The organism is Novosphingobium mathurense (genome assembly GCF_900168325.1).
GTDB lineage: Bacteria > Pseudomonadota > Alphaproteobacteria > Sphingomonadales > Sphingomonadaceae > Novosphingobium > Novosphingobium mathurense.
Genome location: NZ_FVZE01000007.1, coordinates 1 through 22,377 on the forward strand (window position 1 = coordinate 1; position 22,377 = coordinate 22,377).

The window sequence follows — 22,377 nt, forward strand, 5'->3', positions numbered from 1 at the left end:
CGCGCCTTACGACAAGAAAATCGAATTTCGCACTACACGCGAAAGGGAGGCCGTCTGATGCCTTGGACCCGCGATGAAATGGCCGCCCGGGCGGCGCGTGAATTGCAGGATGGCTATTATGTCAACCTGGGCATCGGTATCCCGACGCTGGTGGCAAACCATGTGCCTCAGGGCATGACTGTGACGCTGCAGAGCGAGAACGGCATGCTGGGGATCGGTCCGTTCCCGTATGAGGACGAAGTTGACGCCGACCTGATCAACGCTGGCAAGCAAACCATCAGCGAACTGCCGCATTCGGCCTACTTCGACAGCGCCCAGAGCTTCGCGATGATCCGCGGCGGCCATATCGACCTCACCGTGCTCGGCGCGATGGAAGTGGCGCAAAACGGCAATATCGCCAACTGGATGATCCCGGGCAAAATGATCAAGGGCATGGGCGGAGCAATGGACCTGGTCGCCGGTGTCAAGAAGATCATCGTGGTGATGGAACATTGTGCCAAGGACGGCACTCCCAAGTTCATCCCGGCCTGCACCCTGCCGCTGACAGGCAAGAACGTGGTCGACATGATCGTAACTGACCTCGCTGTTTTCCAGCGGCCGGACCATGCTTCACCTTTCCGCTTAATTGAATGCGCACCTGGCGTTGGCGAAGATGAAATCCGAGCCAAGACCAGCGCAGCATTCGTCAGCTGAGGATGGCGCGGTGCGGGTCAGCAAAATCAAACGCATCCTTGTAGCCAATCGTTCGGAGATCGCGATCCGCGTATTCCGGGCCGCGACCGAACTGGGCATTCAGACGGTTGCGGTCTATGCGGAAGAGGACAAACTGTCGCTCCACCGCTTCAAGGCGGATGAGGCTTACCATCTGGGTGACGGCGCTGGGCCGATTGCGGCTTATCTCGATGGCGCGCGCATCATCGACATTGCGCTGAAGGCCGGCGTGGATGCGATCCATCCGGGCTACGGCTTCCTGTCGGAGAACCCCGACTTTGCGGATGCCTGCGCGAAGGCGGGGATCACCTTCATCGGCCCCGCGCCCGAGACGATGCGTCAACTGGGCGACAAGGTCTCGGCGCGGCGTATCGCTATCAACGCGGGCGTGCCGGTGGTCCCGGCCAGCGATCCGCTGCCCGAGGACGAGGACGCGATCCGCCAGATCGCGGCGGGGATCGGCTATCCGCTGATGCTCAAGGCGAGCTGGGGCGGCGGCGGGCGCGGGATGCGTCCGATCGAGGATCAGGCAGGGCTGATCGAGGCGGTGCGTTCGGGCAAGCGCGAGGCCAAGGCCGCCTTCGGGCGCGACGAGGTCTATCTCGAAAAGCTGGTCCGCCGCGCGCGCCATGTCGAAGTGCAACTGCTCGGCGACACGCATGGCAACCTGTTCCACCTTTACGAGCGCGACTGCTCGATCCAGCGCCGCAACCAGAAGGTGATCGAACGCGCGCCCGCGCCCTATCTCGACGATGCGACGCGCGAGGCGCTGTGCGAGGCTGCGCTGAAGATCGGGCGGGCGACTTCCTATGTCGGAGCCGGCACGGTCGAGTTCCTGATGGATGAGAGCGACGGCGCATTCTACTTCATCGAGGTCAACCCGCGTATCCAGGTGGAGCATACCGTCACCGAGATGGTGACTGGGATAGACATCGTGAAGGCGCAGATCCGCATCGCCGAGGGCGGGCATCTGGGCGATGCGGGCGAGACGGGCGTTCCCGCGCAGGCGGACATCGCGCTGTCGGGCCATGCGCTGCAATGCCGCATCACGACCGAGGATCCGGCCAACAACTTCATCCCCGATTATGGCCGCATCACCGCCTATCGCGGCGCCTTCGGCTATGGCGTGCGGGTGGACGGCGGCACCGCATATTCGGGCGCGGTGGTCACCCGCCATTACGATCCGCTGCTGGAAAAGGTCACCGCCTGGGCGCCGACCCCGCAAGAGGTCGTCGCGCGCATGACGCGGGCCTTGCGCGAATACCGCATAAGGGGCGTCGCCACCAATCTCGGCTTCCTCGAGACGGTGCTCACCCATCCCGACTTCGTCGCCAACCGCTACACCACGCGGTTCATCGACGACACGCCGGGCCTGCTCAAGGTGGGCAAGCGGCGCGACCGGGCGACGCGCCTCCTGACCTATATCGCGGATGTCACCGTGAACGGCCATCCTGATGTGAAGGGACGCAACAGGCCGCCCGCCCACGCCAAGCCGCCGCAAGTGCCGATGCTCGCGCCCATCGTGATCGACGGGACGAGGCAAATCCTGGAACGGGAAGGCGCTGCGGGGCTGGCTCGCTGGGTGCGCGCGCAGAACCGCCCGCTGCTCACTGACACGACCATGCGTGACGCGCATCAGTCCCTGCTCGCCACGCGGATGCGCACTGCGGACATGGTCGCGATCGCGCCAGCTTATGCGCGGCTCGTCCCGCAATTGCTGAGCCTTGAATGCTGGGGCGGCGCGACCTTCGACGTTGCCATGCGTTTCCTGTCCGAAGACCCATGGGAGCGCCTTTACGCTATCCGTGAGGCGGCGCCCAACCTGCTCACCCAGATGCTGCTGCGCGGCGCCAATGGCGTGGGCTACACCAACTACCCCGACAATGTGGTGCGCCACTTCATCGCCGAGGCGGCGAAGGGCATCGACATCTTCAGGGTGTTCGACTGCCTGAACTGGGTCGAGAACATGCGCGTCGCGATCGATGCGGTGCTGGAAAGCGGCAAGATCGCGCAAGGCGCGCTGTGCTATACCGGCAACATCATCGATCCGGGCCGACCCAAATACAGCCTTTCCTATTATGTCGATCTTGCGCGGCAACTGGAGGCCGCCGGCTGCCAGATGCTGGCGGTGAAGGACATGGCGGGACTCTTGAAGCCTGCCGCCGCAACCGCCCTGTTCAAGGCGCTGCGCGACGTCACCGACCTGCCCATCGCCCTTCACACCCACGACACTTCGGGCATGGGGGCAGCGACGCTTCTGGCGGCGATCGAGGCCGGCGCGGACAGCGTCGATGCGGCGATGGATGCGATGTCGGGCACGACCTCGCAGCCCTGCCTTGGCGCGCTAGTTGAAGGGGTGAAGCATACTGAGCGCGATACGGGCATCGGGGCTCATGCCTTCCGCCAGATCAGCTTCTACTGGGAAGCGGTGCGCAGCCAGTACGCCGCCTTCGAAAGCGATCTGCGGTCGGGTGCGTCCGAGGTCTACTTCCACGAGATGCCCGGCGGGCAGTTCACCAACCTCAAGGAACAGGCGCGCAGCCTCGGGCTCGATACCCGCTGGCACGAGGTCGCCAAGGCCTATCACGATGCCAATTTGCTGTTCGGCGACATCGTCAAGGTGACGCCGTCCTCCAAGGTGGTGGGCGACATGGCGCTGATGATGGTAGCCCAAGACCTCACGTCCGAAGACGTCCTCGACCCGGCCAAGGACATCGCTTTCCCCGCCTCGGTGGCAGAGATGCTGCGCGGCGACCTCGGCCAGCCGCCGGGGGGATGGCCCGAGGCGCTGCAAAGGCGCGTGCTGGGCGACGAACAACCGATCACCGTGCGCCCCGGCAGCCTGCTGGGCGACGAGGACCTCGCCGCCACGCGAGAGCGGGCCGAGGTGCAATGCGGGCGCGCGCTCACCGAGGAGGAGTTCGCGAGCTACTTGATGTATCCAAAGGTCTTCAAGGGCTTTGCCGATGCGCAGCGCCGCTTCGGTCCGGTGTCAGCGCTCCCCACGCCGATCTTCTTCTACGGCATGCAGCCGGGGCAGGAGATCAATGTCGAGATCGAGCGCGGCAAGACTCTCGTCATCCACCTCACCGCCATGGGCGAGACCGAGGAGGACGGCTCGGTCCGGCTGTTTTTCGAGCTGAACGGTCAGCCGCGCATCATCACCGTCGCCGACCGGAAAAGTGGTGCTGCGAAACAAACACGACGCATGGCTGATCCGACCGATGAGCGCCAGCTCGCCGCGCCAATGCCAGGTTTGGTGAGCGTGCTATCCGTCAGCCAGGGTCAGGCGGTCAAGGCGGGAGACCTCCTCCTCACGCTGGAGGCCATGAAGATGGAAACCGCCATCACAGCCCCCCGCGACGGCACTATTGCCGAACTAGCGGTCAAGGCAGGGCAATCTGTTGATGCGAAAGATCTGCTGTTGGCTTTCGCCTAGGACTTGCTTGGGCGAAGTTGCTTGGCAAAAAAACCTGAAAAACTGGAACAGAACCAATGACCAACGTCGTAATTATTGCTGCCAAACGAACCGCTGTAGGCAGCTTCATGGGGGCGCTGGCTCCGTTGCAGGCCCATGAGCTGGGCAAGGCCGCGATCGTGGCGGCGCTTGAGGCGGCAGAGGTCGCACCGACCGAGGTCGACGAGGTCATCATGGGCAATGTGCTGACCGGCGCGCTCGGTCAGGGCCCAGCCCGGCAGGCGGCAATTGCAGCCGGAATTCCGGCGGATGCGACCGCGCTCACCATCAACCAGATCTGCGGATCGGGCCTGCGCGCGGTTGCGCTCGGGGCGCAAGCGATCCAGGCCGGCGATGCCCGCATCGTGGTCGCCGGCGGGCAGGAAAGCATGTCCAATTCGCCCCATGCGCAGCGGCTGCGAAATGGATCGAAGATGGGCAATGTCCAGCTTGTCGACACCATGCTCAAGGACGGGCTCACCGATGCGTTCGATGGCGAGCACATGGGCCTGCACATGGACCGGCTCGCGACCGAATTGCAGGTTACCCGCGAAGATCAGGACCGCTTCGCTTGCCAGTCGCAAAATCGGGCGGAGGCCGCGCGCGAGGCCGGGCGATTCCGTGACGAGATCGTCCCGGTCACGATCAAGGGGCGCAAGGGCAACGTGGTGGTCGATGCAGATGAATATATCCGCGACGGCGTGACGATCGATGCGCTGAACGGACTGAAGCCCGCCTTTGACAAACAAGGCACGATTACCGCCGCCAATGCATCGGGCATCAACGACGGTGCGGCTGCCGTGGTGCTGATGTCGGCCGAGGAGGCCACCGCGCGCGGGGCGAAGGTGATGGGCCATATCCGCAGCTGGGCGACCTCGGGGGTCGAACCCTCGCGCTTCGGCATCGGCCCGGTGCCGGCGGTGCGCAAGGCGCTCGATAAAGCGGGCTGGACGGTCGCCGACCTCGACCTGATCGAGGCAAACGAGGCGTTCGCCGCCCAGGCGCTGGCAGTTGGGCGAGAATTGGGCTTTGACGAGCAGATCGTAAACGTGAACGGCGGGGCGATTGCTATCGGCCATCCGATTGGCGCATCGGGCGCGCGGGTGCTCACGACGTTGCTCCACGAAATGGAAAAGCGCGATGCACGCAAAGGCCTTGTCACCCTTTGCATCGGTGGCGGCATGGGCATCGCCATGTGCATCGAACGGTCAAGCTAATCTGGAGCACGCCTTTGTCAGACCGGGAAACACGGAGAGCTGCAGGCCTTGCCGTTCGCGAGCAAGTTGTGGGCAAGGAGCGTGTAAGGTCATCTTTCCAGGAAGCGCCAGAAATCGCTCGGCCGTTGCAGGAGCTCGCAACTGACTTCGCTTGGGGCGAGATTTGGACACGAGACGGCTTAAGCCGACGGGATCGTTCCATCATCACCATCGGAATGCTCATAGCGTTGAACAAGCCTGAAGAGCTGAAGGTCCACCTGCGCGGCGGTATCAATAACGGTTTGAGCTCGGATGAATTGCGCGAGATTGTAATTCATTCTGCGGTATATGCAGGGTTTCCCGCTGCACTCTCGGCAATGCAAATTCTGATTGCAGTAGTTGAAGGGTGAACATCCGCCGAATGCAGGGCGTTCGATTGCGGGGACGGCGTTACGAAACACATCATCACAAAGTTTTCGCCATCGCCTGAGCCGTTTAGTCTCCTATCATGGATAGCTCTCAATCCGCGCTTGCCCGGCCCGCCGGATCTGGGATGCGGCCTCTTCAAAATGGAGTGCCACGGCATCGCGCGCCCTGAGCGTGTCGCCGACCTTCATGTAGGCAACGAGCCGCTCGTGCTCGGTCAATGAACTGCGCGCTTCCTCAAGCTGGAAGAAGTTCGCTCCCGCAATCCACACCGCCGGCGGGATCGCCCTGGAATAGGCACCCAGTGCCGCGCGATTGCCGCTGATCCGCACCAATTCAAGGTGCCACTGGTAATCGATATAGGCGCCAGCGAGGAGGTTGGCAGGATCACGGTCGTCCATGCCGCGCAGCACGCCGTTCAGCCGTTCGAGATGGGAAAAGTCTGCGTTGCCCGCGGCGCCTGCCACCTGCGCCGCGGCCATGGCCTGGATAGCGCCGGCAAGGTCGAGGTGCTCGACGATCCGCACGATGGTCCAGTCGTTGATCGAGTAGCGGCCGTGATCGCGAGTGAGGAGGGCGAGATCGACGAGTTCCTGGGCAAAATGGTCGGCGCAGTCCGCCGTGAGCGTGCTGAGGCCCGGGATATCGGAGGGACTGTCGAAACGGCGACGTTTGTGAGGCTCGCGAAGCAGGGAAAAGACGTGCCGCGCCGGACACGCAATTGTTCGTACACCTTCCAATTTCGTCTGCGTTCCCAAGGCGGCGAACTACTCCCTCATCGCAAAAACGGGATAATCGGAAGCGGCAGGATTCGGAAATCAAATCGGTCCTGTGCTATGGAGAGGGAAATATGCGGCGGGCCAGAACTCGCCCATGGGGGCTCGTCACTTGGCCAAGGCGCATTCACTTGCCGAACGCATGTTCCTCGAAATCAGGTTCGGGGTCCTTTCGGCGCGCTATTTGCCGGGCCAGATCATCCCCAAGGGCGAGCTTGGCGAACTCTACAAATGCCGCCCTGCCGCCGTCGCCGAGGTCCTCAATGCACTCGCCTTCGAAGGCTACCTGATGCGCCAGTCACGCAGTGAGTTCACGGTGCGCACCTGGCGAGCCGAAGAGGTCGAGGATCTCTTCGAGATGCGCGCCAACCTTGAGGGACATGCCGCCTCGCGGGCGGCGACACGCGCCAGTGCGGCCGAGATTTCGCTGTTGGGGGCGCTCGCTGCCGAGGTCTGCGAGGCGGCGCCCGACAGCCACGAAGACCTCGAGCGCGTCATCCACGAGAACCTGCGCTTCCACATCGAGGTCATGCGCATGTCGCGCATCCCGCAGATCGCCGAGATGGCGCGCATGGCGCTGCCCAACGCGCTTCACCGCCGGATCGCCTGGTCGCAGCGCGCCGAGGATGCCGAGCAGTCGTTCCGGATGCACCAGAAGATCGCGGCCGCCATCACCGAGCGTTCGGCCTCGATGGCGCGCCTGTTGATGCGCGAAGACATCTACTCGGCGCGCGAGGCGGTCCTGGCCGCGATCGCGGCGATGGGATCACATGAAGGCGAGGTTGCCGCCATAGTCCACTTTGCGCCTACCCTGGAGATCGACGGGCGTCTCTACGGGCAAGGAACGCGCGAAGCAGGTGCGGATGGCCGGCTCATTCCGTTCGGCGTTCCCGCGCGGAGCTTGGGACAGGGCTAGGTTATCGGCGCAGCAGGTGGTTCCTCGTCGGACAACCGCGACTGGTCGGTTTCGAGTTGCTGCAGCACTGCCGTCATCAGATTGGCGGCTTGGAGGAGCCCGGCGGCATTCAGAACATTGAGGAAATCGTTGCCGTCGGAGACAATCAGGTCGAGCGTACTTCGATCGATCAGAAGTCGCTGCATGCGCATCAAAGCCGCCCCCGAAGCTAAAAGAGCAAACGATTGTTGAATAAAGACATTCTGTCAATATTTCGGCACGTTAAATTTGCCGAGATGTCTCTATTTTGGAGCGAGTTAGGTAAGTGCCCTTAAAGGCCTATGCCGCAACTGCGATAAGAACTCCGCTCGTCTCATTCGCAATTGCAGAAAGGTTATCGGGCCGACGCGGTCCGGTGGGAGGTGGCCCGGACCGCGCCGACGTTCCGGTCAGGCGTAGATGGCCTGCTCGACGCAGTGGATGCAGTCGGCCTTGCGCTCTTCGCTGGCGGAATGGGGATGGGTGGTAGCCGCCTTGTCCGGGCAATCCGAACAGAGGCCATCGGCGTCCTGATGGGCACGGGCAGCGGCATCCTTGAGCGCCTGCTTGCGCGCCTCGAGCGCTTCGCGCAGGCGGGCGAAGGTTACCCTAGTCTGTTCGGGGCTGGCCCGGCTCTCGAGCTGGCCCTGGATCAAGGTTGCCGGCGCGGACGCTCTGGGAGCGGGTTCGGCGGCGAGGGCAGGGGTGGCGGCCGCCGCAAGCAGCGGGGCGAGCAGATAGGCATATCGTTTCATGGCTAGTCTCCTTGTTCAGAAAAAGCCGTTCCGGCGACCGTATGAGAGGTCGCCGCGCGACGAATCCCCGAGCGCCGACCGGCGCACGCTCAGGGTGACGCCCCGCCTTCCGCGAGCGCGAAAGTGGAGATCCTGGGGATCGATGTTATTGCGCTCCGCCCATTCCTGGGCGTCGCGCTCGCTTGCGAAGTCGCCGACTTCCTCGTGGTCAAAGGCCATTGTCGCTCTCCATCGGTTCGGGATTGGGTTCAGGCTCTGATTGGGGCGCCGATGGCGCGAGGAACGCGACCGCTGCCGCGGCAAGGGCGACTGCGACCATCGCGAGGATGACAAGGGCGCGCGCCGCAGGTTCGGGCAGCACGAACGCGAGGACAGCCAGCCAGACGAGCGTGGAGTGCGCGCGGTCGAGCACCCGGGTGGCCGCGGCAGGGGCGAGGGCGGGCATGGGTTTCAAAGGTCCAGCCCCAGCGATTTCTCGGGCACGGGGAGTTGCCGTATGGGTGGTTCGGGTACCTTGCCCAGCACTGCGTCGAGCTTGGCCTTGAGCTCGGGGCTCATCCTCAGTTCCGGCAACTGCCGCGCGTCGACCGGGTTATGGTGGCGGGGTTCGACCTCGACTTTGCCGGTCACCTCGAGCGCGGAGGTCTTGTTGCCCGGGGTGTGGTCGAGCTGCTGCTTCAGGCCTTCAAGATTGTTGGTGACGACCATCATGTCGTCGGTCGCACGGGTATTGAGCACATTCTGTGTGCGCTGGGTCGCGAGATTGCGCTGCGACGAGGAGATAACCTCGATCGCTTCAGGCTTGGTCATGCCCTGCGCCATGTGGGCATTGAGCGCATAGCCGAGGTCGAGCCGGCGCAGCATCGGATCGCCCGGCGCGAGCACCAGTTGCCGCCTGTCGGCAAGCTCGACCCGCACGCCTTCGGGCCGGGCCTCGAGCACCGTCGCGTAGGTCGACTTGGCAATGTCGCGGGACCCATCCTTGTCGCGCCAGAACACGGTCTCGCCGTCATGGATCTTCAGCAGCTTCTGTTCGTAGAGTCCGATCCGGTCGAAGCGGTGATCGGGATCGATGCGGTCCGGGTCTATGACCTTGCGCCGTCCCCCGGCCTCGAGCACGACCTTGCCGTCCTTGCGGATCTCGCGGACCTCATACTCCCCGCGCTTCAGCCCCAATTCGCGCACGTCCATCCGCGCGTCGAGCACCTGGCCCACCCGGTAGGTCGAGGCGAAGCGAAGCTCCTCGCGCGTGGTGTTGGCGCTCTGCAGGGTGGTGAGGGTGAGGCCTGGCCCGGTGAGCGTACCTTCCTTGAGCAATCCTGCCTGGACGCGCGCATTGATCTCGGCGCGGTCATCGCGCCCGGCGGTGAAGATAGCGGTCGCCTCGCGCTTGTCGGGGCTGAGTGACAGCCAGAGGTCGGCGGCGCGGGAGACGTGATCGGGCCCCGCCTCAATCACCCGGCCGTGCGCGGCAAGAAGATCGAGTGCGAGGCTCGCATGACCCTCGTTCGAGAGCCCGGCGACGGCAAGCAGCAGGGGCGAGTTCTTCTGGCGGATGTTTTCGTCCATCCGCACGGTGGCTTGCCCCGCAGCCTGGCTGACGGCGAACATCTTGCCCTGTTCGATCGCCGACAATTGCTGGCGATCGCCCATTAACGGCGCCTTGGCGAGATCGAGCTGCTCGGCCAGCGCAGTCAACCGCAGCATGTCGCGCGAGGAGACCATCGAGCTTTCGTCGGTGATGATGACCGTATTGGCGAGCGCTGCCTTGGCAGCCTCGAAGCGCTCGCCCGATCCCGCGGCCGCAGCCCCGCCATAGGTGCTGAGGAACTTGGCGATCGTGTAAGCCTCGATCCCCGCCTCGCGCATCTGCTCGGCCGACATGCCCTGGCCGCCCCCGCCGCGCAGGTCGGCAACCATCTTGTTCTGGAAGGCAAGCCCGACGAGCTTGACGCCTTCATCACTCAGGACCTTGTCGAGCGCGCCGAGCAGCGTCGACTTGCCCGCGCCCGCCACGCCCTGGACATTGAGAAAGCGATCGGTGCCGGAGAGGATCGCGACGCCGGCTGCGAGTTGTCCCTCGTTGAGCTGCCAGGTATCGACCCCGGCGCGGGCCTGCCCAAGTTCGCGCGCCGCGTCCTGCAGCCGCGCCATGGCCTGCTCGGGCGGCATGAACGTGCGGCCCTTTCCGGCCCCGGCATCAATGCGGTCCAGAAACTGTTGTTCCATGGCGAGCGCGGCCGGGGTCGTCACCAGATCGAAGTGGCCATCGAGCCGGTCAGTCTTGCCCGGGATCAGGTGGCCGTCGCGAATGAGTTCGCCGATCCGCTCCACGACGGCACCGCCTTCGAGACCCTTGATCTGGAAACCCAAAGCAGCACTGAGGATCGCCTGCGGCGAGAACGCCGCCTCGCGCTCGGACAAGTGGCGGATGGCCGACGCCGTCGCGTGCTGCGCCTTGATCGTGCCCGCGGGAAGGAACAGAGCGGCCGCGCCGCTCACCGCCAGCGGGCTTGGCGTGCGCAGAGCAGCGCCGATCCGGGTCGAGACTTCACCGAGCGCTGCGGTTGCCGTTTCGCGGAAGGTCGGGCGTGTGTGCAGCTCGGCTCTGGCCCTTGCTTCGGCGATAAGCGCCTTGCCGTCGAATCCCAGTGCCGTGGAGCGATCCTGCCATGCCTGGACAAGGGCCGCCCGGTCCTCGACGGCAAGTTTGGGATCGCGGGTGTTGACCGTCACCCGGTCCTGTCCCTGCGGCGATGCAATGCCGAGTTCCTCGACCTTGGTCAGGATGTCTTCGCGGCGCTGGCTGAACTCCTTGATGACCGAGCTTGGCACGCCCTTGATCTCGAACGAGCCGTGCTTTCCCGCCGCCTCGGTTTCGTAGCCGAGCTTCTGCAACTGGGCGCGGAAGGCGGCATGGTAGAACTGTCCAATCGTCGTGTTGTTTTTCCAGATTTCGCCATTCCACAGCGCCTTCCAGGTACCCTTTGGATCGCGGGTCAGGTTGGCGACGACGGCATGGATATGGCCCTGTGGATCGAGCGCGCGGCTCGCGTCATGGGCGAACAGCGCATAGACGAGGTTGCCGGTCTTTTGCGGCTCGCCGCTGCGCGAACGATCGTAATTGCGGCTCTCGGCAAACTGCTTTTCGACGAGCTGCGACATGGTCGATTTGACGGCGGCGAGGTGCGCATCGAGGATCCGCTTGTCGCCGCTCACCAGCGCCAGGATCGAGGCGGACTTGGGCATCGAGAAGGTGAGGTCGAGACCCAGGCGCCGCCCTTCGACCTGACCCACCATCTCGCCATCGGGCAAGCGCCCATTCAAGATTGCTTCAAACTGATCGCGCTCGACCTGACCCTCAAGTCCGAGTGCGCGCGCACCCTCTCCGCCCCAGACCCCGGCTTCCGCGTGTTCATCGGCCGTGTAGTAGTTGTCGTTCGCGAAATAGTCGGCTGCGCCGCTCGACGACCTGACGGATGCGATGGAGTGCATGGGTTACAGCTCCGGTCCGTCATCGTGGCTGGGGACATCGATCTCGGGCTCTCGCGTCGGTTCCTTCTCGCGTCCCGCTGCGGCTTCGCGGTCGATTGCTTCGGTAAGTTCGCGGGCGGCTTGGGTGGACCGCTGGGCAGGGACCTTCGGCCCGGCGCTGCGGGGCGTCTTGGACGCGGTTTCTGTCTCGCGGGCGCGCGTGGTTGCCGCGCTCTTCACAATCTCGGCACTGGCGATCATCGAACGTCCAAGGCTGGATTGCGGCGCTGCCGCGGCCTCGGTCTGCGTGACGGCAAAGTTCAACTCTTCCTGTCGGGGAGCGGGCTGCGGCTTTGCCGGTTCGTCGTTGATCGCGGGTGCCGGGGCGATTTCAAGTTCGTCCTTGGTCTCGCGCCCGCCGCCTTCGGTTTCGGCGTCATCATCGGCATCGCGTGCAAACTCGATCGGCTCGACATGGGTGCGCAGGACATAGCCTTCGGCAACCTTGGGATAGTCCTTGTAGGTGAGCTTGATCCGAGCGGCATCGAAGCCTTCCGGGAACACCAGGAAGCCGCGCAGCGAGGGCAGTTTCATGATGTCATCGGGCAGCACCAGCGGCTGCACTTCGGAGCGCGGGGTGATCGTCGCCGCGTCGCGGATGTTGGAATAGCCGTAGCTGTAGGCCTCATCCATCATCCTGACTTCGCGGTGCCCGATGTAGTCCGAGCAGTGCTCGGCGGTGTCGCGGTCGGCTGCGGCGAGAACGAGCTTGGTCCGCGCGAGCGAGGCAAGGTTCTGCGCGCCTTCCTTGCCGTAGGTCTCGGCGAGCTTGGCGAAGGAATGGATGCCGAGCACGAAGGCACCGCCAAAGCCGCGCGCGGTCTGCAGCCCGTCCTCGATCGCCGGCAGGCGGTGCAGCGCGTGGACCTCGTCGAAGAAGAACCAGGTGCGAAGATCGCGGGTGCGCGGCAGACGCATCAGGGTGTGAACCGCAAGGTTCATCCAGAGCGACAGCAGCGCCCGGTTGAGCACCAGTTCGTTGTGCGAGGAAGTGATGAAGAGGATCGAGCCAGGCTTGTTCTCCGCACGAATCCAGTCGGAGATCGAGAACGCCTCCTTGCCCTCAGGCAGGAAGCGCAGGGCCTGGGCATTGGTGTTGAAGACGGCGCGGATCGATTCCGCCATCTTCGCCGCCTCGGGCGCGGTCAACGGATCGGCAACGGTATGCTCGAGGAGTTTGTGGACCTCCTTGAGGTCGGCCATCATCAGCTTGCTGGCGAGCGCCTGGTTGGTCGCCTCGCCAAGCTTGATCAGCTTGATGCAGGTCTCGACGAACAGCGTGCGCGCAGCCAGCATCCAGAAGGGTTCTGCGCCGCCGCCATCTGCCGGAAGCAGGGCGGCGGCGATGCCGGTGAAATCGGCGTGGTTCTTCGCTTCGGCGAACACCGACCAGGACGGACAGCGCTCGTCCATGGGGTTGAGGATGGTGTCGGTTGCGGGATTGTAGAACGCCTCGACGTAAGCGCCGGTGAGGTCGAACACGACGGCCCGGTCGCGCCGCGCGCGCATCTGCGCAATGAGCGCGCGCATCTGGGTCGTCTTCCCCGTGCCGGTCGAGCCGATCATGATCGTGTGGGCCTGTTCGGTGCGCCAGGGGAAGGGCACCCCCGCGATCGAATAGACGTGATGGATGCCCGCCTCCTTGCGCGTCGCGAGGCTCATTTTCATGACCTCGTCGAAGCTCTTGCCGGGAAGGCGCTCGGCGATCTCTGCGCCGAGCATATCGCGGTTGTGGGCATTGATGACATTGGCAAGCTCGGCAGCGTCGACCAGCATGGCGCCGCGCTGATGTCGCTCCTCGAGGATCGACTTGCCGCGCCGCTTGGAGAAGTCGACGAACCACACCGCGATCGGCACCGCGACGAACAGCGAGATGAACAGCGAGCCAAGACAAGCCCGCATCAACTTGTTCCAGGCGATGACCACATCGGGGTGCGAGGCGACCATGCCGACAGGGGCCCGGACGACTTCGCCGGAGGGAAGGGTGAGGTTGAGAATCTTGGCGTGCGAGAACTCCATGAAGGTCCATCCAGCGGCATAGATCCGCATCAGGATCATCTGGATCTCGTGCTCATGAAGCAGCAGCGCGAGGACGATCGAAAGCGCGATGCAGAAGGTGAAGAACCACACCAAGAGAGGCATCTTTGCGGAGGCGAACCACATCATGAATTCGTGGGTGATGAGCTGCGACCCCCGGGTAAAATCGCCGGCGTTGCGCGGCATGTTCCCGCGCGCGGAATGGTGCTGCAGCTTGCCCGGCCGCGCCCGGTCGGACCAGGTGTCAGGACGCGGCACAGAGCGCCTCCATCCGGCGTTCGGCTTCGGTGATCAGCGCGCTATGGGCATCGGGGTACTGGCGCTGCACGATGAGGTCGGCGACCAGGAACAGATACTCGGCCGAGAACTGCCGGCGGCGGTCCGCCTCGCTGGTGCCCGACATGACGCCCAGGAATTGCTCGAGCGCGATTCGCAGGAGGTTCGATCGTGAGATGTTTTGCGTGGTTGCGGCGGCCTGCGCCGCATCGGCCAGTGGCTGTGGAAGCCGGAGGGTAATCAGAACTGTTTCAGTCATCACCACGCCCTTCGAGAGGGCCTGGTGGAGATTGCGCGCGACAGGTTTTAGGCCATCGGCAGGTCCTTGGCAAGAAAGCCGTTAGGGATCGAATGGCGTATTACAATGTAATACCGTGAAACTCGCGGAATTCCAAGACTGCAACGACGGGTTTCAACGCTGTAATACGATGTATTACCAAACGCCTACTCTGTATACACACGCATTTCCGCCATTCTACCTACGGCCCTGCCGTGTAGGGTGTGCAATCCTTCCCCTTAATCCGATAGCTTGTGCCTGGTGGGCGGTTTCTGGTCTTTGATGCGCATGGATTCGAGCCTTGACCGCCTGTCCTGGAGACATTGAGCGACACTGATTACAGGACGGGCGGCCCGATTTATTTGCAGGACCGATGGCAAAAGCCTTGCCACTGCGCTCGCTGCTTGGAATCCTCAGGCCGGGAGGTTTCAGCACCAACCCACGAGGTATCATCATGGCCAGGAAAGGAAGCCTTGAAGCGGAGCGACAGGCGATCGCAAGGGAGCGTCAGGCGCTGGAAGCGCGCGAGACGAAACTGCGCGAAAGCGAGCGGGCGGCGAGTGTCGAGCTGATGCACAAATCGGTTCTCGGCAAGGCGCCGTTCGAGAGGGTCGAAGCATTCTTCGCCGCTCTCGGAAAGCTCGGTCTGGACGAAGCGGAGAAGCGCCTGCGGGCAAGCTGAAACCGGCCTCGGCAGAGGCCAGCACAGCCGGGGCTCGATGCCCCGGCTGTGCTTTATCTGGACACGCAAAAAAGGGGGCCGGAGAGCCCCTCAAGAGCCCTCCGGCGCAGCGGTCGATGATCATTTCAGAACGGGCAGTCCGCGTCCCATTCGGGATCCATCACCACACTTATGAAGCTTGCGGCGCGGGCGATGTTCGGTTCATCAAAGTCGTCCGCCATCATGCCCGGGACGGAATGGACGATCCGGTCGATCAGGTCCTGGGGCAGGGCGTTGTAGTCGCCCTCGTCGATGGCGAGAAAGCAGCCGAACTCGTCCTCGATGACGTGCTGGTCGAAGAAGCTGTGCTGGGCCCGGATCGTCGCGGCGCGCACGGCTGCGTCGTAGCTGATGGGGTCGAAAGCCGGGATGTCGAGGGTCTTGGTAAGAGCGTTCATGTGAGCCTCCTGTCAAAGGAATTGAAGAGGTCACCTCCGGGATGGCCGAGCTTGGCCCGGGTCAGGAACGGGCCGCTCGCGGCCCGCCGCGCTAGCGGGGGTGGGGGAGCCGATTTTTTCGCCTTCTTCAGGCGTAAAAATTGGGGGAACCGCCCTTCTTGACGCGGGCCAATGGCGGCCATCATACTTGGAAGTCTGCGAGAATGTTAAACCCTGTTGGGCAGCTCCTCGTGTGGTCCCAGGCACGGGTCTTGCCGCCCGGCCGATGCGAAGCCTTCGCGCCCCCTACCAGCAGGCCGTCAGGCCATTGCTGGCGGGGGCAAGAAGCGAGCGAGCCGGGCCATGAACGTGTGCGTCCCGATCGACAAAAAAGAAGGGCATCCGGCGGTGAGGCCGGACACCCTTCATGCTTGATGCAATCGGAGCAGGTCCCGGTCAGAACGGCGGGAGTTCATCGGCATTGACGGCGCCACATGCCGTGCGCTTCATCGCAGGCCGCTCGGCTTGCGCTGCTACTTTGGTCCGCGCCGCCGGAACCTCGTTCTGGACCGATGCGTCGCGCACGATGTGGAGGGGAATGCGGGCTTCGCGCAGACGGTCGGCAAGGTTCGCCTGGATGCCGCCGCCGCTGCACACCACCGCCTCGACCGGCTTGAAGGCGAGCATGCGGGCGTTGCGCTGATAGGGTGCCGAAGGTCCCCGCGAGGTATCGGGCTTGCACAGGATCACCGGCACATTGTGGCGCGATGCCCAGGCTGCCGCGATCACGTCCGCGCCCTTGTTCTGGGCGGTCGTTGCCAGAGCCATCGACGGGACCCGGGCATGGATCGCGTCGAGATAGTCTTCCACGAGGGCAATATCCGTGAACTGCTGTCCGCCCGAGAAGACCACGACCGGACCCGATGGGGCGAACTGCTCGCGCCGCTGCGCCTTCTGTGCCGCAAGATAGTCGCGCGCTTCGATCATCGAGGCATTGGTCTTGGACGAGACCCGCGAGCCCCGGACCGGCGAGAACGGACGGCCGGTTTCGACGAGGTAGATCCGCGCGGCATGGTCACGCATGCACTCCATCGCATCGCGGCATTCGGCGAGGCTGCGGGCCTGCATGGTGAGGTCCTCAAGATCGGTCGCATAGACCTCGCTTGGATCGTATTCGCGCAGCTTCTCCTGGAGCCGATTCGCCATCGCGTCCTCGCGGTCATCGAGGCGCTTGGCGACGACATGGAAGCTGTTGGCCACGCCCCATGCGACTTCGCTCGCGAAGTCCTCCATCCGGGTGTCACGGAACAGATCGAACACGGTTGCCAGCATCATCTCGATCGCTGCCTGCGCCACTTCTGGGTCGGGCATTTCGGCAGCGCTCGGCTCGTGCTCGATCGAGAGCTTCGCCAGTTCGGTCTGCTCCATGAATGCCCGGGCATAGTCGGGCGTCGCGATTTCGCGCGCATAGTGTTCGGCAAGGTCGGCGAAGTTCGAGAAACGGTCCGTCATGATAACCTCCAAATGGAATTTTCTCTCATCACGCTGATGAAAGATGCCATCGGAAGGACGCCGGAGTCAGGCAGTCAGGGACGGCGGCGCGCACGCGCTGCCGCCGCGTTTCGCGGGCGTGGGGGGAGCCGATTTTGCTCGCAAGGCGCTAGCCGCAGCAGGCCAAAATCGGGGGGCACCCGCGATCCTTGACGGCCGCCAATCTCCCAGGCGTCATGCTTTGGCGATGCTGATTTCGCTCAGCCACCGAGATGAGAGAAAGATTACGGTTTTGCCCCCGATCCCCATTGGGGCGTTCGGGGTTAACCGCAAAACTCCACCTGATACAGTTCTGGTGGCACGCGCGGTCGACTGCGGTGAGCAGGCTCCCGGCCAATCGCTTGCCAAGCGTCGGCCAGTTGCCTAACCTGGCCTTGCGCCATTTCCACCAGGCCCTTTTCGGAGGGTTTGGCTATGAAACAAGAAGTTCGGGCTCCTGCGGTTCGCAAGAACGGCAAGTCGCGACGCTCTGCGCATGGAAACGTGCCGCATTGCGAGGCACCCCCAGCGACTGATGAAAGCCCCGAGGCGGATCCCTTGGGGCCAAAGCTTCTGGCCATTCGCAAGCGACTCCGAATGAACCAGAAGCAGTTCGCCGAAGCAATTGGAACGTCTCAGTCTGCGTTGGTCACATATGAAAAGACGCAACGCGAGCCACCTGTCCGCATCCTATGCAAGGCCGCACGTTTGGCCGATCTGAGCTTGGACGAACTGCTCCTTAGCCCGATAGATTCATGTCATTACCGTGCGCAGTCCTGGTTGCAGGGCGGAGCACTGAAGCGGCGTCTGCTGGAGTTGGCCACGATGGAGCGCGCTTCTCTCGACCTCGATGAAGATCGTTGGCTGAAAGTCATGAGGTTTTTGTTCATGACAGGTGCCCAGGTCAGAACCAACGAGATGCCTTTCAGGATTGTCGTTGCGCTCTGCCAAACGCCGGACGATGGCACGCCAGAGTAAATCAGATCCATCAGTTCACGCTGTGCCGGCCGCGCTCATTTGGTCTCGCATGGAAGTAGTCCGCAAAGTCGCTCGAGCGCTATTACGGCCTGCTCGAAAGCGGGAACGTCGGCCGCACCTGCAAAGGCCATGCTCTCGACGAATTGCCGGTACTCGGCGGGATAATCCGGATCGCGCTTCACGCGATCGAGCATCGCCATGAGCCGTTCTCGCGGCGGCAAGTCTTGCACCGCGCCTTGCCCGCGCGCTGTATCGGCGCGCAGCGCTTCAAGAAGCATGGCCGGAAATTCGTCGCTGGCGCCAGCGACGGCCTCGAGGGCCGCAAGATCGTGAAGGTGGCGCACGATGGTCGGATCGTCATCGGGGTGGCTGCGATCGCGCGCAATCGAGCGCCAGGCAAAGGCGCTCAGCTTGTCTGCTGCGGTCTCGACCGGATCGATACAAAGGATGGCAGGCACCTCGGGCTCGGCCGTGCGGAACTGTGCGACAAACGAGGCAATCGAACGTGAGACCGGCTGCAGGGAAGGCGGCCTTGCAGACAGTTCGGCAAGGATGTGCGGGCGCAGCGCCGCATGTCCGCCGAGCTTGGTCGGGTAATTCATTTCGAATTGCAGGAAGGAATTGCCGCTGCGGGCTTCGACTTCCAGACCGGTGAAGCCGAGGTCGGACCACAGCGCCGTCAGCCGGTCGCGATAGTCGCCGAGCCGGCGGCGCTGCTGATGGTTCGACAAGTCGGCGAATTCTGCCGACAGGCTCAGCTTGAAGTCGATGTCTTCGGAAAAGCGCTTGATCAGGCCGTGGCCCTTGAGCAGCGAGGTTCCTCCGGAAAACACAGGCGTGAGGTCAGCGTCGTCGAGCGCCAGCAGGGCTCGGATCGCCTGGACGACATACCAGTCCTTTTCGACGAAGGCTTCGTCGACGGCGAGGGCGCCCGCTACCCGTCCCAGCGTCCTGCGGTCAGGCGGGTTGGAGAACGACATAGTTGCCATCGTAGCCGATCCGGCGACGGATCCGGGCATTGACCGTCAAGGTGCGCCCCGTAGGGACCTGGGTCGAGAGTCCGCTGTTATAGGCCTTGTCGAAGCGCGAGGGCTCGACCGATTTGCCGAGCCTGGCAATCGCTTCGCTCGCCAGTGTGCGAATGCCGACAATGGGCGCGGGCTTGCCGGTCAGCGGCGACAGCTCGGCCTTGGCGTAAAGACCATAGCCGATCTGGACCAGGCGGCCTGACTGCACCTGTTGGCGCAGCGCGCGCCCGACGGCATCATAGCTTCCGAATTCATCGAAATCGGCACGCAAGAAGACGTTGCGCCGCGACCGCCGGACCCGCTGCCCGATGAGATCAGCAATCGACGATGCCGAACAGGTCGCCTGACCGCCAAACTTGCGGTAACGGCCGCGGCCGACGCGGACGAGCTTGCCGTTCGCAACGAGCTGCTTGAGCGCGCGTCCGATCGAATCGTAGTCAGCCGACAGCACGAGTGCGCCGCGATCGACGGTCACATTCTCCGGGATGGAGGCCAGAATCTGGTTCGCAAGGCTCGGCATCGTTCAACCAACATACGACGTTTACGGCATCCAGATAGACCCAAGTCGTAAAGATTTCAAGCAATGCCTACGGGGCGCCTCCGGTGGGTCGCGCCAGCGGCGCCCGCGACCAGCGTTACCCTGCAAGAAAGCCACTTTAGCAAAATGCGGGGTAAATCTTGCCTCTTGGTGGGGCGGTACGCATGGTCGCGTCTGAAAGGCTCGAAGCTGCGCTGAGGGATTTGACAATGCGACAAGACAAGATCGTCCCGATTGACGCCAACGGTGAGTTCCAGCTTCCTGATGACGTCATGGCCCGGCAGGGTTGGCGACCTGGATCGCGCCTCGTCGCCGAACTGGTTCCGGGCGGCTTGCTGCTGAAGGATGCGCCGCCCGAAGATGGTCCAGACGGCGGCCGAAGCTGAGCCGGACAGGCCGATAGGCCGCAGGGTGACATCTCCATTTTGGAGAGATCGTTCAGATTGATAATATAGCTTATGTTAAATGTTATCAATGGCTTAGGTCGACTTTGGGTGATCCTGCCACGATGATTGATCACGCGGCAAGCGCTGCTCGTCATCGATCACGACCAGGCGATGCGGCGCTTCGCGGCTCCACGACCACAGCACGAGATTGCGATCGTCAGGCGTCGCACGCGAGGCAAAGCTCGGAACGATGACGCCCGCGCAACCTGCCGCGATCAGCCGGTCGGCAAGCTCCCAGGTCGGAACAGACTTGCGGTCACCGGCAAGCCGCTCCCACGCGCAGCCCAGCTGCGTGAGGGTGACGTCGGCGTGATCGCGCACCGTGGGATCGGTGAGGTCGAGCACATCGGCAATCTCGGCGCGGTAGCTGCAGATGGTCAGCGGCTGCGCCTTGAAGGCGAAACCCTGCTGGGCTTCGAGCCAGGCCGTCTCGAGGCTCAGCGCCGCGTAGAAGCAGGCCGTGCCGATGCGGTTGAACCGTCCGCCATGGAGTTTCGCGCCTTCGCCGGATTCGGGATCGTAGGCCCAGGCCGGATGATGCGCGCGGTAGACGAGACCGTCGAACCTGCTGAAGGCAAGTGCCACCTTGAGGGTGTCTGACGATCAGGCAAAGCCGCCAGCGGCGATCCGGCCGAGATAGGCGCGGACCTTCTCGCCGAGACCCTGGCGGACGAGCTCTTCAGCCGTGGCGTCGCCGAACGAAGGCAGCGGCTGCGAGCGATACCACGCATAGGCAGCGAGCTCACTGCCCGCCCATGGGATGACGCGGTTGATGATTTCGCTCACCTCGCGCAGCCGCGCCTGCGTTACCACGCTCTGGCTGCGGGCAGCCTTGGAGACCGCATCGCGCGACAGTCCGGCCGCGAGAGCCAGTTCCGACTTGGTGATGTGCAAGGCCGCCGACAGCCGGTCAGGCGAGACGCCCTTCTCGCCGGTGACTTCGCTCAGGAATGCCGCGCTTGCCATTTGCCTCACCATTTGCCGAATTATGGGGCATAATATGCGGCATAAAGCGGTAAATGTCAAGGTCGGCCCCCGGGTCGCGGCAAGGCGCTAGCCGAAGGCGACGCCGAGCTTCTTGCGCTTTGCCGGGGCCGCTGCGGCCGTGGGCTTCGCCTTGGGTGCTGCCTCGGCCGCAGCTTCCGGTGCAACTTTGGCCACAGCCTTCGGGCTCTGGCCGGGCCTGCGGCCAAGGCCGATCCTGACCGCAAGCTCCTTGCGTTTGGCGGCATAGTCGGGCGCGACCATCGGGTAATCGGCAGGCAGGCTCCAGCGCGCCCGGTACTCGGCGGGCGTCAGGCCATGCTCGGTCCCAAGATGGCGCTTGAGCATCTTCATCTTCTCACCGCATTCGAGGCAGGTGACTGCGTCGGGCTTGACCGAGGCACGCACCGAGACGGCGGGTTTCAGCTCCTCTTGAGCCGGTTCCGGCGCCCGTCCAAGCGCGGCAAGCGAAGCGTAGACCGCCTGGATCAGGCCCGGCAGGTCCGCGGCCGCGATCGAATTGTTGCTGACATGGGCAGACACGATATCGGCGACATGATCCAGCAGTGCTTCGTTTTCCATGCGGGCGAGACCTTTCCAATCCACGGATCGTGGGTTCCTAGGCGATAGTTCGCCACCACGCCATAGGAGCATCGCCGGGGTGCGCCAGGCCTGACCTGATGCTCGAAGTGCGAAGGTTCAGGCCGCGAAGAGTTCGCCCTGGGGATTGGCAGCGCCCGGGCCCTGACGCCGCAGCGGCGCGGGCTTGCGCAGCAGCGCAAGCACAGCCGGCTTGATCACATAGACCGCATGGCGTCCGCCGCCGCGGTTCTTGTGGTTGGTGGCGTAGCCCGCATAGTGCCGGCTCATCAGCCCGGCGCGGACCAGATCGGAAATCGCGCGGCTGACATTGGCGCGGCCAACCGCCTGGACCTGCTCCTCGACCGCGGCCTCGATGCGCACCGCATCACGAACAGCGTCACCGGTCAGTTCGTGCTTCAGCGCAGCGGCCACGCGCGCGCGCAGCGCCGCCCGCCGTGCGGGCTGTTCGCTCATCGGCAAGAGCTGGGAGCAGAGCCATTCGCGCAGAAGCACCGGCACACCGCCTAGCGCCACGAAGGGTCCGGCTTGCCCTCGCCCGTCGGCAATCTCGGCGACCAGCTGGAGGACAAGAAACGCGTAGCGGGGGCGGTTCGAGGCTTCGACCAGGACCGCGTAGATCCCACCGACACCAGTGATTTCTTGGGCTCGTTCCATCGAACAGTATTGAGCACAAAAGGTGAATCCTGTGAATCCCCTTTGTGCCTTGCCCTGTCGTTTGTCGCCCGTGACACTTCGCCCGGAGGCGCCATCTGACTTGCGCGGCCGAGCGTGCTGCCTTCCCCCGCGACCACGT

24 protein-coding genes are annotated in these 22,377 nt (G+C 63.8%); 8 read left to right on the plus strand and 16 right to left on the minus strand.

Annotation, left to right across the window (positions count from 1 at the left end):
• Nucleotides 1-57 precede the first annotated feature (57 nt).
• From B5483_RS17795 to B5483_RS17810, 4 genes are all read left to right on the plus strand, one after another.
• Entirely contained in the window at nucleotides 58-693 is a 636-nt protein-coding gene (locus tag B5483_RS17795) for a CoA transferase subunit B (RefSeq protein WP_079731378.1), read from the plus strand.
• Nucleotides 694-703: 10 nt separating this feature from the next.
• Nucleotides 704-4,150, plus strand: a complete 3,447-nt coding sequence (locus B5483_RS17800) for a pyruvate carboxylase (protein ID WP_217698219.1) — start codon at nucleotides 704-706, stop codon at nucleotides 4,148-4,150.
• Between the two features lie 56 nt (nucleotides 4,151-4,206).
• Nucleotides 4,207-5,385 (plus strand): acetyl-CoA C-acetyltransferase, encoded by a 1,179-nt coding sequence (locus B5483_RS17805; RefSeq protein ID WP_079731380.1) that lies wholly within the window; start codon nucleotides 4,207-4,209, stop codon nucleotides 5,383-5,385.
• A 68-nt stretch (nucleotides 5,386-5,453) separates the two neighbouring features.
• Nucleotides 5,454-5,774: a carboxymuconolactone decarboxylase family protein gene (locus tag B5483_RS17810; RefSeq protein WP_245829347.1), complete on the plus strand. Its 321-nt coding sequence runs from the start codon at nucleotides 5,454-5,456 to the stop codon at nucleotides 5,772-5,774.
• 96 nt (nucleotides 5,775-5,870) lie between these two features.
• Here B5483_RS17810 and B5483_RS17815 read toward each other — a convergent pair whose 3' ends face one another.
• The gene (locus tag B5483_RS17815; RefSeq protein WP_245829349.1) at nucleotides 5,871-6,530 is read right to left on the minus strand and encodes an FCD domain-containing protein; all 660 of its coding nucleotides are present in this window, start codon (nucleotides 6,528-6,530) and stop codon (nucleotides 5,871-5,873) included.
• Between the two features lie 178 nt (nucleotides 6,531-6,708).
• Between B5483_RS17815 and B5483_RS17820 the strand changes: the two genes are divergently transcribed.
• Nucleotides 6,709-7,482 carry a GntR family transcriptional regulator gene (locus tag B5483_RS17820; protein ID WP_079731495.1) on the plus strand — a complete coding sequence of 258 codons (774 nt, stop codon included), beginning with the start codon at nucleotides 6,709-6,711 and terminating at the stop codon, nucleotides 7,480-7,482.
• Here B5483_RS17820 and B5483_RS17825 read toward each other — a convergent pair.
• From B5483_RS17825 to B5483_RS17855, 7 genes are all read right to left on the minus strand, one after another.
• Nucleotides 7,479-7,667, minus strand: coding sequence for a hypothetical protein (locus tag B5483_RS17825; protein ID WP_079731496.1), 189 nt, complete (start codon nucleotides 7,665-7,667; stop codon nucleotides 7,479-7,481). The genes B5483_RS17820 and B5483_RS17825 overlap by 4 nt on opposite strands.
• Before the next feature lie 243 nt (nucleotides 7,668-7,910).
• Nucleotides 7,911-8,255 (minus strand): hypothetical protein, encoded by a 345-nt coding sequence (locus tag B5483_RS17830; protein ID WP_079731382.1) that lies wholly within the window; start codon nucleotides 8,253-8,255, stop codon nucleotides 7,911-7,913.
• 15 nt (nucleotides 8,256-8,270) lie between these two features.
• A complete protein-coding gene (locus tag B5483_RS17835) occupies nucleotides 8,271-8,474 on the minus strand; it encodes a hypothetical protein (protein WP_079731383.1) in 204 nt (67 codons plus the stop codon).
• Nucleotides 8,464-8,700: a hypothetical protein gene (locus B5483_RS17840; protein ID WP_079731384.1), complete on the minus strand. Its 237-nt coding sequence runs from the start codon at nucleotides 8,698-8,700 to the stop codon at nucleotides 8,464-8,466. The genes B5483_RS17835 and B5483_RS17840 overlap by 11 nt, the downstream gene beginning before the upstream one ends.
• 5 nt (nucleotides 8,701-8,705) lie before the next feature.
• Nucleotides 8,706-11,750 (minus strand): MobF family relaxase, encoded by a 3,045-nt coding sequence (gene mobF, locus B5483_RS17845; protein WP_079731385.1) that lies wholly within the window; start codon nucleotides 11,748-11,750, stop codon nucleotides 8,706-8,708.
• Nucleotides 11,751-11,753: 3 nt separating this feature from the next.
• Nucleotides 11,754-14,084, minus strand: coding sequence for a type IV secretion system DNA-binding domain-containing protein (locus B5483_RS17850; protein WP_079731386.1), 2,331 nt, complete (start codon nucleotides 14,082-14,084; stop codon nucleotides 11,754-11,756).
• Complete coding sequence (locus B5483_RS17855; RefSeq protein ID WP_079731387.1) at nucleotides 14,071-14,361, minus strand: CopG family transcriptional regulator; 291 nt, start codon at nucleotides 14,359-14,361, stop codon at nucleotides 14,071-14,073. The genes B5483_RS17850 and B5483_RS17855 overlap by 14 nt, the downstream gene beginning before the upstream one ends.
• A 472-nt stretch (nucleotides 14,362-14,833) precedes the next feature.
• On the opposite strand from B5483_RS17855, the gene B5483_RS17860 reads away from it, so the two are divergent.
• On the plus strand, nucleotides 14,834-15,061 hold the full coding sequence (locus B5483_RS17860; protein ID WP_079731497.1) for a hypothetical protein: 228 nt from the start codon (nucleotides 14,834-14,836) through the stop codon (nucleotides 15,059-15,061).
• A 125-nt stretch (nucleotides 15,062-15,186) separates the two neighbouring features.
• On the opposite strand, the gene B5483_RS17865 is transcribed toward B5483_RS17860, so the two are convergent.
• Nucleotides 15,187-15,498: a hypothetical protein gene (locus B5483_RS17865; protein ID WP_079731388.1), complete on the minus strand. Its 312-nt coding sequence runs from the start codon at nucleotides 15,496-15,498 to the stop codon at nucleotides 15,187-15,189.
• 435 nt (nucleotides 15,499-15,933) lie between these two features.
• On the minus strand, nucleotides 15,934-16,989 hold the full coding sequence (locus B5483_RS17875) for a DUF2493 domain-containing protein (RefSeq protein WP_079731390.1): 1,056 nt from the start codon (nucleotides 16,987-16,989) through the stop codon (nucleotides 15,934-15,936).
• A 453-nt stretch (nucleotides 16,990-17,442) separates the two neighbouring features.
• Here B5483_RS17875 and B5483_RS17885 point away from each other — a divergent pair, with 453 nt between their 5' ends.
• Complete coding sequence (locus B5483_RS17885; protein ID WP_079731391.1) at nucleotides 17,443-17,985, plus strand: helix-turn-helix domain-containing protein; 543 nt, start codon at nucleotides 17,443-17,445, stop codon at nucleotides 17,983-17,985.
• Between the two features lie 35 nt (nucleotides 17,986-18,020).
• Here B5483_RS17885 and B5483_RS17890 read toward each other — a convergent pair whose 3' ends face one another.
• Both B5483_RS17890 and B5483_RS17895 read right to left on the minus strand, forming a co-directional pair.
• Entirely contained in the window at nucleotides 18,021-18,974 is a 954-nt protein-coding gene (locus B5483_RS17890) for a nucleotidyl transferase AbiEii/AbiGii toxin family protein (RefSeq protein WP_245829351.1), read from the minus strand.
• The gene (locus B5483_RS17895; protein ID WP_245829353.1) at nucleotides 18,943-19,488 is read right to left on the minus strand and encodes a DUF6088 family protein; all 546 of its coding nucleotides are present in this window, start codon (nucleotides 19,486-19,488) and stop codon (nucleotides 18,943-18,945) included. The genes B5483_RS17890 and B5483_RS17895 overlap by 32 nt, the downstream gene beginning before the upstream one ends.
• A gap of 272 nt (nucleotides 19,489-19,760) precedes the next feature.
• Here B5483_RS17895 and B5483_RS23255 point away from each other — a divergent pair, with 272 nt between their 5' ends.
• A complete protein-coding gene (locus B5483_RS23255; RefSeq protein ID WP_176168100.1) occupies nucleotides 19,761-19,937 on the plus strand; it encodes a hypothetical protein in 177 nt (58 codons plus the stop codon).
• 93 nt (nucleotides 19,938-20,030) lie between these two features.
• Here the strand turns inward: B5483_RS23255 and B5483_RS17905 are convergent, their stop codons facing one another.
• From B5483_RS17905 to B5483_RS17920, 4 genes are all read right to left on the minus strand, one after another.
• The gene (locus B5483_RS17905) at nucleotides 20,031-20,582 is read right to left on the minus strand and encodes an RES family NAD+ phosphorylase (protein ID WP_079731395.1); all 552 of its coding nucleotides are present in this window, start codon (nucleotides 20,580-20,582) and stop codon (nucleotides 20,031-20,033) included.
• A gap of 18 nt (nucleotides 20,583-20,600) precedes the next feature.
• Nucleotides 20,601-20,963: an antitoxin Xre/MbcA/ParS toxin-binding domain-containing protein gene (locus tag B5483_RS17910; RefSeq protein WP_006949410.1), complete on the minus strand. Its 363-nt coding sequence runs from the start codon at nucleotides 20,961-20,963 to the stop codon at nucleotides 20,601-20,603.
• Between the two features lie 87 nt (nucleotides 20,964-21,050).
• Nucleotides 21,051-21,563, minus strand: a complete 513-nt coding sequence (locus tag B5483_RS17915) for a Ros/MucR family transcriptional regulator (protein ID WP_079731396.1) — start codon at nucleotides 21,561-21,563, stop codon at nucleotides 21,051-21,053.
• Between the two features lie 117 nt (nucleotides 21,564-21,680).
• Nucleotides 21,681-22,238, minus strand: a complete 558-nt coding sequence (locus tag B5483_RS17920) for a hypothetical protein (RefSeq protein WP_079731397.1) — start codon at nucleotides 22,236-22,238, stop codon at nucleotides 21,681-21,683.
• Nucleotides 22,239-22,377 lie beyond the last annotated feature (139 nt).